Origin of the sequence: Micromonospora carbonacea, from assembly GCF_014205165.1 — a bacterium.
Lineage (GTDB): Bacteria > Actinomycetota > Actinomycetes > Mycobacteriales > Micromonosporaceae > Micromonospora > Micromonospora carbonacea.
In genome coordinates this window covers 2,363,296-2,378,141 of sequence record NZ_JACHMZ010000001.1, presented here as the reverse complement: position 1 = coordinate 2,378,141, position 14,846 = coordinate 2,363,296, and the positions used below count along the sequence as shown (strand labels likewise).

12 protein-coding genes are annotated in these 14,846 nt (G+C 72.5%); 6 read left to right on the top strand and 6 right to left on the bottom strand.

Annotated features, from left to right (window positions below; all coding sequences use genetic code 11):
- The first annotated feature begins 4 nt into the window (after nt 1-4).
- From HDA31_RS10360 to HDA31_RS10335, 6 genes are read left to right on the top strand one after another with little or no spacing between them, the layout of a single operon-like run.
- Entirely contained in the window at nt 5-1,027 is a 1,023-nt protein-coding gene (locus HDA31_RS10360; RefSeq protein ID WP_178064882.1) for an ABC transporter ATP-binding protein, read from the top strand.
- Nucleotides 1,002-2,024, top strand: a complete 1,023-nt coding sequence (locus HDA31_RS10355) for an ABC transporter ATP-binding protein (RefSeq protein WP_178064881.1) — start codon at nt 1,002-1,004, stop codon at nt 2,022-2,024. Before HDA31_RS10360 ends, HDA31_RS10355 begins: the two co-directional genes overlap by 26 nt.
- On the top strand, nt 2,021-2,989 hold the full coding sequence (locus HDA31_RS10350; protein WP_178064880.1) for an N-acetylglucosamine kinase: 969 nt from the start codon (nt 2,021-2,023) through the stop codon (nt 2,987-2,989). Before HDA31_RS10355 ends, HDA31_RS10350 begins: the two co-directional genes overlap by 4 nt.
- On the top strand, nt 2,986-3,669 hold the full coding sequence (locus tag HDA31_RS10345) for an N-acetylmannosamine-6-phosphate 2-epimerase (RefSeq protein ID WP_178064879.1): 684 nt from the start codon (nt 2,986-2,988) through the stop codon (nt 3,667-3,669). Before HDA31_RS10350 ends, HDA31_RS10345 begins: the two co-directional genes overlap by 4 nt.
- A complete protein-coding gene (locus HDA31_RS10340; RefSeq protein WP_074473018.1) occupies nt 3,669-4,376 on the top strand; it encodes a GntR family transcriptional regulator in 708 nt (235 codons plus the stop codon). The genes HDA31_RS10345 and HDA31_RS10340 overlap by 1 nt, the downstream gene beginning before the upstream one ends.
- Complete coding sequence (locus HDA31_RS10335; protein ID WP_178064878.1) at nt 4,376-6,016, top strand: FAD-dependent oxidoreductase; 1,641 nt, start codon at nt 4,376-4,378, stop codon at nt 6,014-6,016. The genes HDA31_RS10340 and HDA31_RS10335 overlap by 1 nt, the downstream gene beginning before the upstream one ends.
- A 119-nt stretch (nt 6,017-6,135) precedes the next feature.
- Here HDA31_RS10335 and HDA31_RS10330 read toward each other — a convergent pair whose 3' ends face one another.
- The 6 genes from HDA31_RS10330 to HDA31_RS10305 form a co-directional block, all read right to left on the bottom strand.
- Nucleotides 6,136-7,953 (bottom strand): exonuclease domain-containing protein, encoded by a 1,818-nt coding sequence (locus HDA31_RS10330; protein ID WP_178064877.1) that lies wholly within the window; start codon nt 7,951-7,953, stop codon nt 6,136-6,138.
- Nucleotides 7,954-8,029: 76 nt separating this feature from the next.
- Nucleotides 8,030-9,403 (bottom strand): SNIPE associated domain-containing protein, encoded by a 1,374-nt coding sequence (locus HDA31_RS10325; protein ID WP_246383852.1) that lies wholly within the window; start codon nt 9,401-9,403, stop codon nt 8,030-8,032.
- 407 nt (nt 9,404-9,810) lie between these two features.
- Nucleotides 9,811-10,461, bottom strand: coding sequence for a helix-turn-helix domain-containing protein (locus HDA31_RS10320; protein ID WP_178064876.1), 651 nt, complete (start codon nt 10,459-10,461; stop codon nt 9,811-9,813).
- Between the two features lie 493 nt (nt 10,462-10,954).
- Nucleotides 10,955-11,875 (bottom strand): carbohydrate ABC transporter permease, encoded by a 921-nt coding sequence (locus HDA31_RS10315; protein WP_178064875.1) that lies wholly within the window; start codon nt 11,873-11,875, stop codon nt 10,955-10,957.
- Nucleotides 11,875-13,131, bottom strand: coding sequence for an ABC transporter permease (locus tag HDA31_RS10310; RefSeq protein WP_219824888.1), 1,257 nt, complete (start codon nt 13,129-13,131; stop codon nt 11,875-11,877). The genes HDA31_RS10315 and HDA31_RS10310 overlap by 1 nt, the downstream gene beginning before the upstream one ends.
- A gap of 173 nt (nt 13,132-13,304) precedes the next feature.
- The gene (locus HDA31_RS10305) at nt 13,305-14,606 is read right to left on the bottom strand and encodes an ABC transporter substrate-binding protein (protein WP_178064873.1); all 1,302 of its coding nucleotides are present in this window, start codon (nt 14,604-14,606) and stop codon (nt 13,305-13,307) included.
- Between the last annotated feature and the right edge of the window lie 240 nt (nt 14,607-14,846).

The following is a 14,846-nucleotide window of genomic DNA, read 5'->3' as shown; positions in this document are numbered from 1 at the left end:
CCCGATGGTCGCACCACCGCACACCCCCCACCCCCTGTTGACGGTCGACGATCTCGTCGTCTCGTTCGACGGCCCGCTCGGCGCCTACCGGGCGCTCAACGGCGTCTCGTTCTCCGTCGGCAGGGGCGAGACGCTGGCGATCCTCGGGGAGTCCGGGTCCGGCAAGTCGGTCACCGTCCGCGCGGTCATGGCGCTGCTGCCCCGGCACAGCGCGACGATCGAACGCGGCACCATCCGGTACGACGGCGAGGAGATCTCCGCGCTGCCGGTGCGGCGCACCCGCGAGTTGTCCGCCACCGAGATGGCGATGGTCTTCCAGGACTCGTTGACCGCGCTCAACCCGGTGGTCCGGGTCGGCCAGCAGATCGCCGAACTGTTCCGGGTCCGGCAGCGCACCTCACGCCGGGAGGCCTGGCGGCGGGCGGTCGCCGGCCTGGAACGGGTCGGCATCCCGAACGCCGCCCGCCGGGCCCACGACTACCCCCACCAGTTCTCCGGCGGGATGCGCCAGCGGGTGGTGATCGCGATGGCCCTCGCCCTGCGTCCCCGGCTGCTCATCGCCGACGAGCCGACCACCGCGCTGGACGTGACGGTGCAGGCGCAGATCATGGACCTGCTACGTGAACTGCGCGAGGCCGACGGCATGTCGATGATCCTCATCACCCACGACCTCGGGGTGGTCGCCGACGTGGCCGACCGGGTCGCCGTCATGTACGCCGGCACGGTCGTCGAGTCGGGGCCGCTGCGCACCGTGTACGACGCGCCGGCCCACCCGTACACCCGGGGGTTGATGGCCTCGGTCCCCGCCCCCGACCGCCCCGGCGAACGGCTGACACCGATCGAGGGGATGCCGCCGTCGCCGCTGGCGACGCCGGCCGGCTGCCCGTTCCACCCCCGGTGCCCCGTCGCCCGCAGCGCCTGCCGCACCGACCGGCCGGCCCTGCGCACCGTCGCCGCCGGCCACGAGGCGGCCTGCCACTACGCCGAGGAGGTGATGGCCGGTGTCGACGTCCGAGACGCGGCTTGAGGTCCGACAGCTCCGGGTCAGCTACCCGACCCACGGTGGCCCGCTGCGCCGGGCGGCGGCCGTGCACGCCGTGGAACGGCTCAGCCTCACCGTCACCACCGGCCGCACCCTGGGCCTGGTCGGCGAGTCCGGCTGCGGCAAGTCCACCCTGGCCCGGACCATCGTCGGCCTGCGCCGGCCGACCGGCGGCGAGATCTGGTACGCCGGCGAGCGGGTCGACAACGCCGACGCGGCCCGACGACGCCGGCTGACCGCCGAGATCCAGATGGTCTACCAGGACCCGTACTCGTCGTTGAACCCGCGCAAGAAGGTGTCCTTCATCGTCACCGAAGGGTGGCGGGTGCACCGCGGTTCCGTCCCCCGCGACCAGTGGCCGGCCCGCACCGCCGACCTGCTGGCCCGGGTCGGTCTCGCCGCCGAGCTCGCCGACCGGTATCCGCACCAGCTGTCCGGCGGCCAACGCCAGCGGGTCGGCATCGCCCGAGCCCTGGCCATGTCGCCCCGGATCCTGGTCTGCGACGAGCCGGTCAGCGCGCTGGACGTGTCCGTCCAGGCGCAGACCCTCAACCTCCTCGCCGACCTCCGGGCCGACCTGGGGCTGGGCTACCTGTTCATCGCGCACGACCTGTCGGTGGTCCGGCACATCAGCGACGACCTCGCGGTGATGTACCTGGGCCGGATCGTGGAGACCGGACCGGCGGCGACGGTGTACGACACCCCGGCCCACCCGTACACCCGGGCGCTGATCTCGGCGGCCCCCGTGCCCCGCCCGTGGGCGACGCCGCAGGCCGAACGCATCCTGCTCACCGGCGAGGTGCCGTCCCCGGCCTCGCCGCCGTCCGGCTGTCGCTTCCGGACCCGGTGCCGACTCGCCCAGCCGCGCTGCGCCGAGGTCGAACCGGAGCTGCGGACGGTCGCCGGGCGCGAGGTCGCCTGCCACTACGCCGAGTCCAGCCTCGCTGACGCTTCGCCGTCGACCACGGCGGTGAGCCGGTGAGCGGCGCCGAACCCGTCCGCGTCGGGGTCGACCTGGGCCAGGGCGGCTGTCGGGCGGTGGCCCGGCACGGCCGCTCGACCGGGCACGCCGAGACCCCCGGCTTCTGGACCGGTGACGCCGACGCCCGGATCGCCGACGCGGTGGCCGGCGCGGTGGCCGGCCTGGGCCCGCTCGGCCCGGACACCACGGTGCTGGTCGGCGTCGGCATGACCGGGCTCAACGGCCGGCCACCGGCGACCGACGCCCTGCGGACCCGGCTGCGCGCCCTCGGTCGACCCGGGCGGCTGCGGATCGCCGACGACAGCGTGACCGCGTACCTCGGTGCGCTCGGCCCGGTCCCCGGCGCGGTCGTCGCCGCCGGCACCGGCGCGGTGGTCCTCGCCGCCGACGCCGCCGGCCGGACCGCCCGCTCCGACGGCTGGGGCGCCGACCTCGGCGACCGGGGCTCGGGGCACTGGATCGGCCGGACCGCGATCCGGCTCGCCCTGCGCGACCGGGACCGGGCCGCGCCCGGCCGGCTGGCCGACGCGGTGACCGCCGTCTGGGGGCCGGTCGAGACGCTGCCCGCCCGCTGGCGGGCCGATCCACCGACCCCGGAACGGATCGCGGGCTTCGCCACCACGGTCGCCGACCTGGCCCGCGCCGGTGACGACGACGCCGGACGGATCTGGCGTCGGGCCGGCGAACTGCTCGCCGAATCGGTGGTCGGGGCGCTGTTCCGGGTCGGCCTCGACGCGACCCCGGTCCCGGTCGCCGGCACCGGCGGGGTCTTCCGGGCCACGGACCTGGTGTGGTCGTCGTTCACCGCGGCGCTGCGGGCCGCAGCGCCCGCGGCGCAGCCGGTTCCGGCCGCCGGGGATCCCCTCGCCGGTGCGCTGGCCCTGGCCGACGGGCCACCCGGCCCCGGCCCGTTTCCCGGACTCACCGTCCAGATCGACTTCGACGCAAAGGCAGAACACCGATGAACGTGGCCGATGCCATCCGTGGACGCCTGATCGTGTCCTGCCAGGCCCAGGGCCGCAGCCCGTTCCGGGACACCGGACACATGATGGCGATGGCGGCCGCGGCCGTGCTCGGCGGCGCCGCCGGCCTGCGCGGGCAGGGCGTGGACCACGTGCGGGGCATGGTCGGCCTCGGGGTGCCGGTGGTCGGGCTGGTCAAGCGGCACACCCCCGGCAGCCCGGTCTACATCACCCCGTCCGAGGCCGACGTGACCGCGCTGACCGGCGCCGGGGCGCAGATCGTCGCGGCCGACGGCACCGGCCGCCCCAGGGCCGGCGGGGAGAAGCTGTCCGGCCTCGTCGCGGCGGCCCATGCCGGTGGGGCGTTGTTCATGGCCGACGTCGACAGCCTGGACGCGGCGATGGCCGCCGTCGACGCCGGCGCCGACCTGGTCGGCACCACGTTGTCCGGCTACACCGCCGGCACCGTCCCCGACGGACCGGACATCGCCCTGGTGGGGAAGCTCAGTCGGCATTGTCCGGTTCCGGTCATCGCCGAGGGGCGATACCGTACCCGTACCCAGGTCGCGGCGGCGTTCGACGAGGGCGCATGGGCAGTCGTCGTCGGCACCGCCATCTCGGACCCGGTCAACACCACGCGCAGGTTCGCGCAGGCCTGCCCGCATCCCCGGTTGGACTCGTGATGACCACCAAACTGAGCCAGATCCGCACCGAACTTCGGCACCGCGTCGCGGGACTGCCGGCACACTCGGCCCTGCCCCGCGAGCGGGACCTCGCCGAGGAACTCGGCGTGAGCCGGACGACACTGCGGCAGGCGCTGCGCGAACTGCTCGACGCCGGCCTGATCTACACCATCCGGGGCCAGGGCACCTTCGTCTCCGACACCCGGATCGCCAAGGGCACCAGCCTCAGCGGGTTCACCGAGGACATGCTGGCCCGGGGCCTGCTGCCGAGCAGCAAACTGATCGTCGCGGACGCGATGGTCGCCCGCGACGCGGCCGCCTCGGAACTCGGCCTGCCCGAGGGGTCACTGCTCTACCGGGTGGAACGGCTCCGGCTCGCCGACGGCGCGCCGATGTGCCTCGAAGAGGTGCACCTGCCTGCCGACCTGTTCCCCGGGCTGCTGGTCGAGAACCTCGACACCGGGCTCTACGGGATCATGAAGGACCGCTACCACGTCCAGGTCACCGTCGCCCAGCAGATGATCGCCGCCGTCGTGCCCACCCGCCGGCAGTGCGACCTGCTGGAGATCCCGCCCTCGGCGGCGCTGCTGGAGGTCCGCCGGATCGGCTACGACGGGCGCGGCCGGGCCGTCGAACGCGCGGTGTCGCTCTACCGGGGCGACCGCTACCACTTCTCCCTGACCGCACGACGAGGCGAGGCAGACTGATGCGTACCACCACACCGACGGCGGAGCAGCACACCGACGTCCTGGTGGTCGGCGGGGGCGTGGGCGGGATCGCCGCCGCGCTGGCCGCCTGCGAGGGCGGCGCCCGGGTGGTCGTCGTCGAGCCGTACGGGTGGATCGGGGGACAGCTCACCTCGCAGGCGGTGCCGCCGGACGAGCACCCCTGGATCGAGACGCACGGCTCGACGGCCAGCTACCGGCGGTTCCGGCAGGCGGTACGCGACCACTACCGCACCTGGTATCCGCTCGCGTCCGACGGGGCCGCCCGACCGCTCAACCCGGGCAACGGCTGGGTCAGCCCGCTGTGTCACGAGCCCCGGGTGGCGCTGGCCGTGCTCCAGGCCATGATCGCCCCCTGGCGCGCGGCGGGCCGGCTGACCGTGCACACGCGGGCGCAGGTCGAACGGGCCCACACCGACGGGGACACGGTGACCGCCCTGACCGTCCGACTCGCCGACGGCACGCTGCGCCACCTCGCCGCCAGCCTCGTCCTGGAGGCGAGCGAGACCGGCGAGCTGCTGGCCCTCGCCGGCATCGAACACCGCACCGGCACCGAGTCACAGGCGCAGACCGGCGAGCCGAGCGCCCCCGACCGGCCCGCGCCGCTGAACATGCAGGCGGCCACCGTCTGCTTCGCCCTCGACCACGTCGACGGCGACCACACGGTGGACCGGCCGGCCGACTACGACCACTGGCGGACCCGCACCGCACCCGGCTGGCCGGGCCCCCTGTTCAGCTGGACCTACCCCGATCCGCGGACCGGCCGGCCGGTCACCGGCCGGTTCACCCCCAACCCCCGCTCGACGGCGACCTCGATGGAGGAGGGCCTGATCGCGCCGGAGCTGTGGACGTACCGGCGGATCCTCGACCGGCGGGCGTTCCGGCCCGGCCTGTTCCCCAGCGACGTGACGCTCGTCAACTGGCCGATGAACGACTACCTGGACGGGCCGCTGTTCGACGTGCCGGATGCCGCGCGGCACGTCCGGCGGGCCAGGGAGGCCAGTCAGGCGTTCCTGTACTGGCTGCAGACCGAGGCGCCCCGCCCGGACGGCGGCACCGGTTTCCCCGGCCTGCGGTTACGCCCCGACGTGACCGGCACCGCCGACGGCTTCGCGCAGGCGCCGTACATCAGGGAGGCCCGCCGGCTGGTGGCGGTGACCACGCCGACCGAGCAGGACCTGTCGGTCGCGGTGCGTGGGGCCGCCGGTGCGGTCCACTATCCCGACACGGTGGGCACCGGTCACTACCGGATCGACCTGCACCCGACGACCGGCGGCGACGGATACCTCGACGTGGCGGCGCACCCGTTCGAGATCCCGCTGGGGGCGTTGCTGCCCGAGCGGGTCACCAACGTGATCGCCGCCGGCAAGGCCGTCGGGACCACCCACATCACCAACGGCTGCTACCGGGTGCACCCGGCCGAGTGGTCGATCGGGGAGGCCGCCGGCGCGCTGGCCGCCTACTGCCTGGACCGCCGGACATCGCCGCACGGGGTCCGGGCCAGCGCGAAACTGCTTGAGGACTTCCAGTCCGAACTGGCCGGGCGGGGGGTCGACCTGCGCTGGCCGACGACCATGGCGACGGCCCCGCAACCGGCGGGAGGCGACGCGCTGCCGAGCTGAGTCCGGCCCTGCGGCACGCCGCCCGGTGACAGCGAGGGGGACGTGAGAGCGAGCCCCCGCGAGCGCACCGGGAGGAAACCCCACCCAGGTACGTGGTGGGTCATGGGCGGTGGTGGCGGCTACGCGTGGGCGGTGGCCTGGCGTTGTCTGAGTCGTTCGAGGAGCCGGGCCGGGGCGGCCCCGGGGGCGTGTCTCTGTCGGGCGAATCGTTCGAGCACGGCGATCTCGGCGGTGGGGTCGCCCAGGCCGGCGAGGATGACGGCGGCCCTCTCGTAGTACCAGGGAGCCACCCCGTGCCCGTTGACGCGTGCGTCGTTCTCCACCGCGTCGATGCACCGGACGGTCAGGAGCAGAGCCGCGTGGAGGTCGGTCTTCTGCATGGTCGTGATCTGGTCGGTGAGGGTGTGCGGCTGCTGGCCGTCGACCAGTCCGTCCGTCGTGGGCGCACACCACAGCGGTAGGCCGGTGCTGTCCGACCAGGTGCGGCCGTCTCCCGCGCTGGCCCGCTCGGTCCAGTTTCTGCCGTCCCAGAAGCGGTAGGTCCACCGCCCGGACGGATCCAGGTACCAGCCGGCGACGACCTGCGGTGAGCGTGGGGTGGGCACGGGTGCCGCGGCGGCCGGTGTCGGCTCGGCGCGGGACTCGTTCTGTTCCACGCCCACCGTGGCGGCTCCAGGCTGGTGGGGTGCCGGGGAAGGCGTGGCGGTGGTCCCCAGCATGTCGTCGAGGGCCAGGTCAGAGCGGATCGGTATGGCGAGTTCGCGGGCCCGCGCGACCTTCGCGTCGTCCTGGTCCGCCGCGGTGATCACGGCGACGACGACGTTGCGGGTCAGGTTCACCGCCAGGACGAAACCGGCCTGAGTGAGGCGGTCACGGGCGTCGACGGACACGGACGGGCTGCACCAGACGCGTTGTCCCTTCTGCTTGACCGCCCGGGTGCGGTGCGTGGTTTCCGCCTCGGGCGCAGTGAGGTCTGCGAAGTAGTCCGGTTCCCCGAGAAGTCGGGCGGCCGTGACGAGTTGCTGGTACTCGGTGCTGGTCAGGATGTCATCGGCGAGCGCTGCGTCCCGCAGTCCGTCGAGGTAGCGGTGGTGCAGGTCCCGCACCTGCTGGGCGCCCATGCCGGACTGCCCGGCCAGTCGGGCCAGCGCCTTGGCCTCGACGCCGGTCAGCTTGCCGTCGCTGAGGGCATCCCCCACGGCGGCGAGGTACGCCTCGGCGGACGCCGGGTCGGCGTCGCTGGTGGAGCAGGGCAGCTTCCCGAGCAGCGACTGGATCCACCCGTCCGTGCCCTTGCGTAGGCCGGTTGCCCGGGTGCGGGGCTGGGCGTGGCGGGGGTACCGAGGCAGTGGCACGGGCGCGGACGGGAACCGGAGGGCAGGTGCCTCCGCCAGGAGCCGGGTGAGGAGCTGGGCGGTCGCCCGGGTGTCACCGAGAGCGGTGTGGGCGTCGTGCAGCTCGATGCCGTACGCGGCGCAGCAGGACACGAGCTGGAAGTTCGGCGCGGCCAGGACCTGTCGGGCCAACCGCAGGGTGCACACCGCCGGCAGAGGCGCGGTGTCGATGCCGGCGCGGGCGAACTCCTGCGCGATGAAGCCCTCCTCGAAACGGGCATTGTGCGCCACCGCGACAGCACCGTCGAGTCTGCTCAGGATGTCCCCCGCCACGTCGGCGAAGGTCGGCGCGCCGGACAGCATGTCCGCCGTGATGTGGTGGACGAACGTGGGGCCGGGGTCCCGGCCGGCGTCGACGAGGGTGGCCCACTCGTCGACCACCCGGCCTCCCTCGACGCGGACCAGGGCGATCTCCACGATCCGGTCGGATTTCGACGACAGCCCGGTGGTCTCCACGTCCACCACCACGAACGGCGCGTCGCCCAGGTCGACACCTCCGCTTCCGCCTGCTGACCCGAAGGCGAACAATCCAACCGACGACATACGTACCTCTCCAACTTGGCGATTCCGCTGGCCCGACCGGCCCGCACCGGTCCCGGCTGTCCACGATCCCGGCACGTCAGGTGAGCGCGCCCGCGTGCTCCTGCGCCTGGGTGAGGCTCTGCCGGTACTCCAGGGCCTGCGGGACCTCCTCGTACTGCAGCAGGCTGCCGGTCAACGCCAGCAGATGCTCCTTGGCCTCTTCCGGGGTGGCGTAGAAGAACTCGCGGCGGTGGTTGACCAGGTTGACCCGCCGGTCGGCCAGCCGTGCGTGCATCTGCGCCTCGATGCCGACCGCGTCTTCGGAGAAGAACAGGGCGTGGACGTCGAAGTTGAAGGGCACCGAGGCGTCGCTGAGTTCCCGCACCCGGTCCAGCGGGTCCAGCCGGCGGGTCATGCCGACCTTGACCATCTTCTCGCCGAAAGCGCCGAGGTTGGAGATCACGTAGACGTAGCCGGCCCGGACGTTCGCGGCCCGGTGGTCGACGTCCTGGATCGCGGTGTCGATCTGGGCCAGCCGGTCCTGCATCTGGGCGACGCCGTCGGCGTCGCCCTTGGCCTGCAGGGCGGCTAGGGCGTTGGCGTAGTGCTGGCGTTCCTTGTCGAGCCGGGCGCGTTCGCGTTCGATCTCCTGCTGCGCGCGTCGCTCCTCGCGCAGCCGGGCCTTCTCCTCCCGCTCCCGTTCCTTCTCCTCGGCCAGTTTCTCCTGGTAGTCGGCGGTGAGCTCCAACTCCTTGATCCGCAGCCGGTGGTAGTCCTCGGCGATCCGGATCTGCATCGTCTTGCCGAGTTTGGCGATCGTGGTCGCCACCTTCCCGAGCCGGTCGACGGCCGAGTCGAGCTTGTACGGCTTCAACCCGCGTACCAGGTTGTCCGCCTCGGCGTTGTAGGCGCGGAGCATCAGCTTGGAGAAGTCCCGGACCATCGCCCGGCCCTCCGTGGCCGAGCCGTTGACCGTCCATCCGGTAGCGGCCTTGACCGCGCCGCCGTCCTTCCTGGCCATGGCCTTGGTCTGGTCCTGGATCCGGCTGAGCTGGCTCTGGTAGGCGACCGCGTCCGACAGGGGGTGCCGGTACTGGTAGACGCCGGCCTCCTGCAGCAGCGCGGTCTCCTCGGTGACCACGATCTGCTGGCGAAGCCCACGAAGTCGGCGGTCGAGCTCGGCCTTCTGCGCCTTGCCCTTCGCCGTCAGGTCGGCGAGCTCACGACCGAGCCTGGCCCGCTGCTGTTCCAACTCCAGCACCGACAGCATGCCGAGGCGCGACATCTCCGCCCGCAGCCCCGCCAGCTCGGCGCGCGCCTGCTCCAACTCGCTGCGCAGCCGCGTTCCCTCCGCGGCCAGTTCACGCGCCTTCCCCCGGGCACCGAACAGGGGAATGTCCGGCTCACTGACGCTGTGCTGCTGCGGGACGACGGCCGGAGCACCCGCAGGCTGCGTGGCAGCGGCCGTCATGGGCGGTGCCACCGGAGCCGGGGCCGGAGTGTCCGGAAGCCACAACTGCCAGCCCGGCGGCGGAGGGCCCCAGGTGGGATCCGGCGTCCAACCCGACGGTGGAACCCATCCGGCAGGAGGCGTCGGCCAGTTCGGCGGTGCGTTGAAGCGGTATCCCATCGCTCTCCCCAGGCATCACTACGGCCCGCCGAAACTAGCGCCGCAGCCCACGGGCGGGCATCGACGACTCAGACCGGCAGTCCGGCCCGTCCAGACGGCCGCGGATACCCAAACGGGGACTTCAGTCCGGTTGCCGACAGAAACGAGCATTGCCGTAAAACAGGCGGGCGGAGGCCAAGGTCCGGACCGGGGTCCCCGCCGGTCAGGACGGGGCATGCCCGTCCCCGCCTGCCGGTCCGCGGCGGGACTCAGGTGCCGGCACGCTCCGCCGCGCGCGGTCGGGGCGGCACCGGGCCGGCCAGCCGCCAACCACCTCCACCTGTGACGATCCGGTCAGGCCCGAGGTGTTCCCGAAGCTGGTGGATGACGGCACCCACCGCGGCGATCGTGGCGGGCCGGTCGTACGGTGGCACCGAGGACCAGATCCGCCTCCCGCTGCGCGGCATCCCCCGCGCCTCGACGAGCACCCGCAGCACGGCGAACGCCTGCGGGCCGAGCCGGACGAGCCGAGCCGGCCCGTCGAGGACACACCGGTGTTCGACATCGAGTCGCAGGCCGCCGAACGACAGCACGTCGGCGCCGTCGAGCGGTTCCGGCGCGATCGGGTCCCGCATCCACCAGCCGTCCGCCCCGGTGAGGATGCGGGCGGCGCCGATCTTCCTTCGGATGTTGGCGATCACCACGCCGACCTGGGCAGCCGTTGGCGGCCGGTACCCGCGCGGCAGGGCGGCCCAGATCGCCTCCCGGCCCAGGGGGACTCCCCGCGCCGTGAGCAGGACGGCCAGCACGGCGGCCTGCTGGCCGCTGAGCATGACCGCGCTCGATTCGGCGTGCAGCCGGACCAGGCCGGTGGACGTCTGCAACTCCACCCCGGCGTAGCACAGCGGGACGTCGAGCACGGGTATGGACAGCTGACGCCGACCGGTGCCGGACCGTGGGCGCCCTCCTTGACGGCACCGCGGGATGGCCACCAGCGCGCCGCCGGCCGCCGGAGAGGCGTCCTCAGCCGGGAGCCGGCCGGCCATGGCTTGATCAACCATCATTGTCAAGAACCTCACCATCCGGCCGGCTGACGGCCACTGCCCGGCCGGCCCCAGCCCGAGCCTCAGTCCGTGCTTCTGAGCCAGGCCCTCGATCGGACGGGGTGCCCGGTGCCGCGGCGAGGGCCGCGGGTGTTCGTCGCTACCGGCGCGGCCCCGTCGCCGTCCTGCCGCAGGCTGCGACGGCGGCGGGAACGGTGACGGTGGCCGGCACGCTGTCCGGACGACGGACCGGGGTGGGGTCGGCGGAGCCCGGCCCCACCCCGGCCGTGGACCCGGCTTCGGGTGCCGGGGGTCGGGATGCGCGCTCCCGCTGGTCGTGCCCGGCGCGCACCCCGGGATCCACCTCCCGCTACTTCCCCGACCCGGCGAGGACGCCCTGCACGAAGTAGCGCTGGAAGGCGAAGAAGACCGCCAGCGGCACGAGCATGGACAGGAACGCGCCCGGACCGATCGTGTCGAGGTTGGACGAGAACGACCGCATCTGTTCCCGCAGCGCGTAGGTGATCGGGGCGTTGTCGGAAGTGGCGAAGACGAGCGAGACCAGCAGATCGTTCCAGACCCAGAGGAACTGGAAGATGGCCAGCGAGGCGATGGCCGGCCAGCCGATCGGCAGCACCACCCGGGCGAAGATGAGCGCCTCCCGGGCGCCGTCCATGCGGGCCGCCTCAAGCAGGTCGCGCGGGATGTTCAGGAAGAAGTTCCGCAACAGGAAGATCGCGAACGGCAACCCGAAGGCCACGTGGAAGGCGACCACCGCCGATATCTCGCCGTAGATGCCGAGGGTCCGGAAGATGCGTGCGTCCGGCACGATCGCCACCTGGACCGGCACGACGATCAACGCGACGACCAGCGCGAACAGCCAGTCCCGGCCGGGGAAGTCCATCCAGGCCAGGGCGTACGCGCCGAGCGCGCCGAGCAGCACCACGAGCAGGGTCGACGGTACGGTGATCAGCACCGTGTTCCACAGCGATTCGACGATCCGCTCGTTCTGCAACACCTGAGCGTAGTTGTCGAGGGTCAGCTGGGCCGGCGCGGTGAAGACCGTCCACCAGCCGGTGGCGCTGTTGTCGGCGCTGCTGCGCAGGCTCGCCACCGCCAGACCGAAGGTCGGCAGCAGCCAGAAGGCGCCGATCAGGACCACCAGCAGCCGCAGCAGCGCCTTGCCGAACCGCATCATGAACCGGGTCCAGGGCCCCGGTCGTGGCCGGCCGCCCCGCGCGGTGCCGGCGGGCACCAGTTCCAGCACCGTGTCGGTGGTGGCGTGGCTCATCAGCTGTCCCTTCTCAGACGCCGGATGTTGAACAGCATCGCGGGGAGCACCAGGGCGAACAGCAGGACCGCGAGGGCACTGCCGAGCCCGTAGTCCAGGCCGCCGCCGAAGGACACCCGGTACATCTCCAGGGCGACCACCGTCGCGTCGTTCTGGGACGACTCGGGTGCGAGCACGTAGACGAGGTCGAAGATCTTCAGGACGTTGATGGTCAGGGTGACCAGCACCACGACGAGCACGGGCCGGACCAGCGGCACGGTCACGTGCCGGAAGGTCTGCCACTCGTTCGCGCCGTCCATCCGGGCCGCTTCGATTGCCTCCCGGGGCAGGGCGGCCAGGCCGGCCGACACCAGCACCATGGCGAAGCCTGCCCAGATCCAGATGTACACCCCGATGACCGCGGGTGTGATGAACGAGGGCCCGAGCCAGGTGACGCCGTTGAACGGCTCGGTGAAGTTGTCGGCGGGCAGCCGGACGAGGTACGGGCCGGAGCTGAGGTCGGGGAACGCGAACCGGCCGGCCGCGTCGGTCCGGGTGGTGGCGACCACCGTGCCCCCGTCGGTCACCGCCTCGACGGTCATCTGGGGTAACCCCACCTCGCCGGGATCGACGATCCCCGCCCTGCCGCCGCCGCCTCGGATGAAGTCGAGCCACACCACCCCCTGCAGTCCGGGGCCGCCGGTGGACGCCGTGGCCGGCTCGGCGTCGCTCGGGATCCGGTCCGGCGGCAGACCCACGAGGGCGAGCTGCACGGGCTCGCCCGGCCGCACCGGCCCCCTGGACTGGAAGCCACCGTCCGTCGGCACCAGTTCGCCCTGCTCCCGGGCGTTGACGCCGTGGTAACGCGACGGGGACACGAAGGCGTCGTGCACCGACACGACGGCCGCGTTGAGCACGCCACGGTCGGGGTTCTCGTCGTACACCAGCCGGAAGGTGACGCCGGCGGCCAGGAACGAGATGGCCATCGGCATGAACAGGACCGCCTTGAGCACGGCCGGCCGGCGTAGCCGCTCGGTCAGTACCGCGAAGATCAGCCCGAGGGTGGTGGCCACGGTGGGCGCCACGATCACCCAGACGAGGTTGTTCAGGATGGCTCGCCGGGTGTTCGACGAGGTGAACATGGTGACGTAGTTGTCGAAGCCGACGAACTTCGATCCGTCACCGTTGCGGAAGCTGAGCCACAGCGTGTAGACGATGGGGTAGCAGACCAGCACCAGCAGCAGCACCAGGGCGGGGCCGAGGAAGAGCGCGGCCATCAGGCGGGTCTCCCGCGACCGTCGGCTGGCCGCGGTCTCGGTGGTGCCCCGTCGGCCACGGGGGGCGTCCCGGTGACCCGGGCCGCCGGGGCCACCGGCCACGCTCGCCCGGCCGCTCGTTGTCTGGGCAGGGAGCGGACGGTTGCCCTGGGCCGGGTCGGGCGTGATCGTCATCAGTTGCCTCCGAAGTCCTTCTTCGCGGCGGCCTCGAGCTGCTGGGCCAATGCCTCGGGGGCTATCGGCTTGGCGAGGAAGTCCTGCAGCAGCACCCAGAGGTGGGCACTGGTCCCTCCGCCGAACGTCTGCGGCGTGAGGTCGGACAGGTCGAAGCGCAACGATTCGGCCTGCACCACCGCTTCAGCGAGTTCCCGGGTCGTGCCGTCCGGGTACGTCGCGAGGTCCAGCCCCGAGTTCGCCGAGATGAACCCGCCCTTGGCCGCCATGATCTTCGCCGCCTCGGGCGAGGCCAGGAAGGCCATCAGCGCATTCGCCTCCGGCGTGTCCTTGAAGGCGACCGCCTGGTCGCCCGCCGTCACCACCGCCGGCTTCGAGCCGTCGACCGACGGCCAGTCGAAGAACTTCGCCGACTCGCCGACCTTCAACTCGCCCAGCTTGTTGATCTCAGAGGCCACGAAGTCACCCTCGAACAGCATCGCCCCCTTGGGCGACTTGCCGAACACGTCGGCGATCGCCTGGGTGAAGGCGGTCTGCGTCGGGTTGGCGGCCAGGAAGCGCGGCGTACGCCAGTAGTCGGCCAGCAGGGTCAGCGTCTTGACCACGCTGGGGTCGGTCCAGGGGATCTCGTGCCTGGCCAGCTTGTCGTACATGTCCGGGCCGGCGACCCGGAGGTAGATGTTCTCGAACCAGTCGGTCAGCACCCACCCGTCGCCACCGGCGGCCACCATGGGCGTCACTCCCGAGTCGGCGAGCGCGGTGGACACCGTCTTGAGCTCGTCCCAGGTCTTCGGCGGTTGCACCCCGGCGTCGGCGAAGCTGTCGACCCGGTACCACATCACCGACTTGTTGGCGACCTTGAAGTAGACGCCGTAGAGCTGCCCGTCCACCGTGCCCAGCTCCTGCCAGGCAGGGCTGTAGTTCTCCTTGATCGCGGCGGCGGCGTCACCGGTCAGCGGCTTGACCGCGCCCCGCTTCACGAACTCGGCCACCACCCCGGGCTGTGAGATCAACGCGACGTCCGGCGGCGAGCCCCCGGCGATCCGGCTGTTGAGCAGCACCGGCAGGTCGTTGCCGCCGGAGGTGTACTTCACCGTCGCGCCGGTCTTCGCGGCGAAGACGTCCAGCAGCGCCTGGAAGTTCGCCTGCTCTGCGCCGGACCAGGTGGCCGCCACCTCGACGGTCCTGCCGGCGAGGTTCGCGTCCGGCGAGCCGGACGTCGGGTCGGCATCGCCACCGCACCCTGCCGCGGTGGTGAGGACCGCCGTCGCTACTGCGAGCGGCACCCATCGTCGTACCATGGACCCTCCTGAATCTGGTCTGCGGATCGGGACTGGACCGGAGCGGGCGGCTGCCCGTCCGCACTGCGTCCGGCGTCGACCGCGGTTGAGTGGTAGCTCAGCCGCGGTCGACGAACGATTGCCGAGGCAGGTTCCGGATCGGTGGCCGAACCGCCCCGTCCGTCCCTCTTGGTCGGAACTCGTCGATCAGATCGCGTCGGGCGATCGATGATTGCGCCGAGTCTTCAACACCGCCGCGTT

Coding starts and splice junctions, on each gene's coding strand:
- HDA31_RS10360 (WP_178064882.1), top strand. CDS start 5: ATGGTCGCACCACCGCACACCCCCCACCCCCTGTTGACGGTCGACGAT.
- HDA31_RS10345 (WP_178064879.1), top strand. CDS start 2,986: ATGAACGTGGCCGATGCCATCCGTGGACGCCTGATCGTGTCCTGCCAG.
- HDA31_RS10340 (WP_074473018.1), top strand. CDS start 3,669: ATGACCACCAAACTGAGCCAGATCCGCACCGAACTTCGGCACCGCGTC.
- HDA31_RS10335 (WP_178064878.1), top strand. CDS start 4,376: ATGCGTACCACCACACCGACGGCGGAGCAGCACACCGACGTCCTGGTG.
- HDA31_RS10330 (WP_178064877.1), bottom strand. CDS start 7,953: ATGTCGTCGGTTGGATTGTTCGCCTTCGGGTCAGCAGGCGGAAGCGGA.
- HDA31_RS10325 (WP_246383852.1), bottom strand. CDS start 9,403: ATGACGGCCGCTGCCACGCAGCCTGCGGGTGCTCCGGCCGTCGTCCCG.
- HDA31_RS10315 (WP_178064875.1), bottom strand. CDS start 11,875: ATGAGCCACGCCACCACCGACACGGTGCTGGAACTGGTGCCCGCCGGC.
- HDA31_RS10310 (WP_219824888.1), bottom strand. CDS start 13,131: ATGGCCGCGCTCTTCCTCGGCCCCGCCCTGGTGCTGCTGCTGGTGCTG.
- HDA31_RS10305 (WP_178064873.1), bottom strand. CDS start 14,606: ATGGTACGACGATGGGTGCCGCTCGCAGTAGCGACGGCGGTCCTCACC.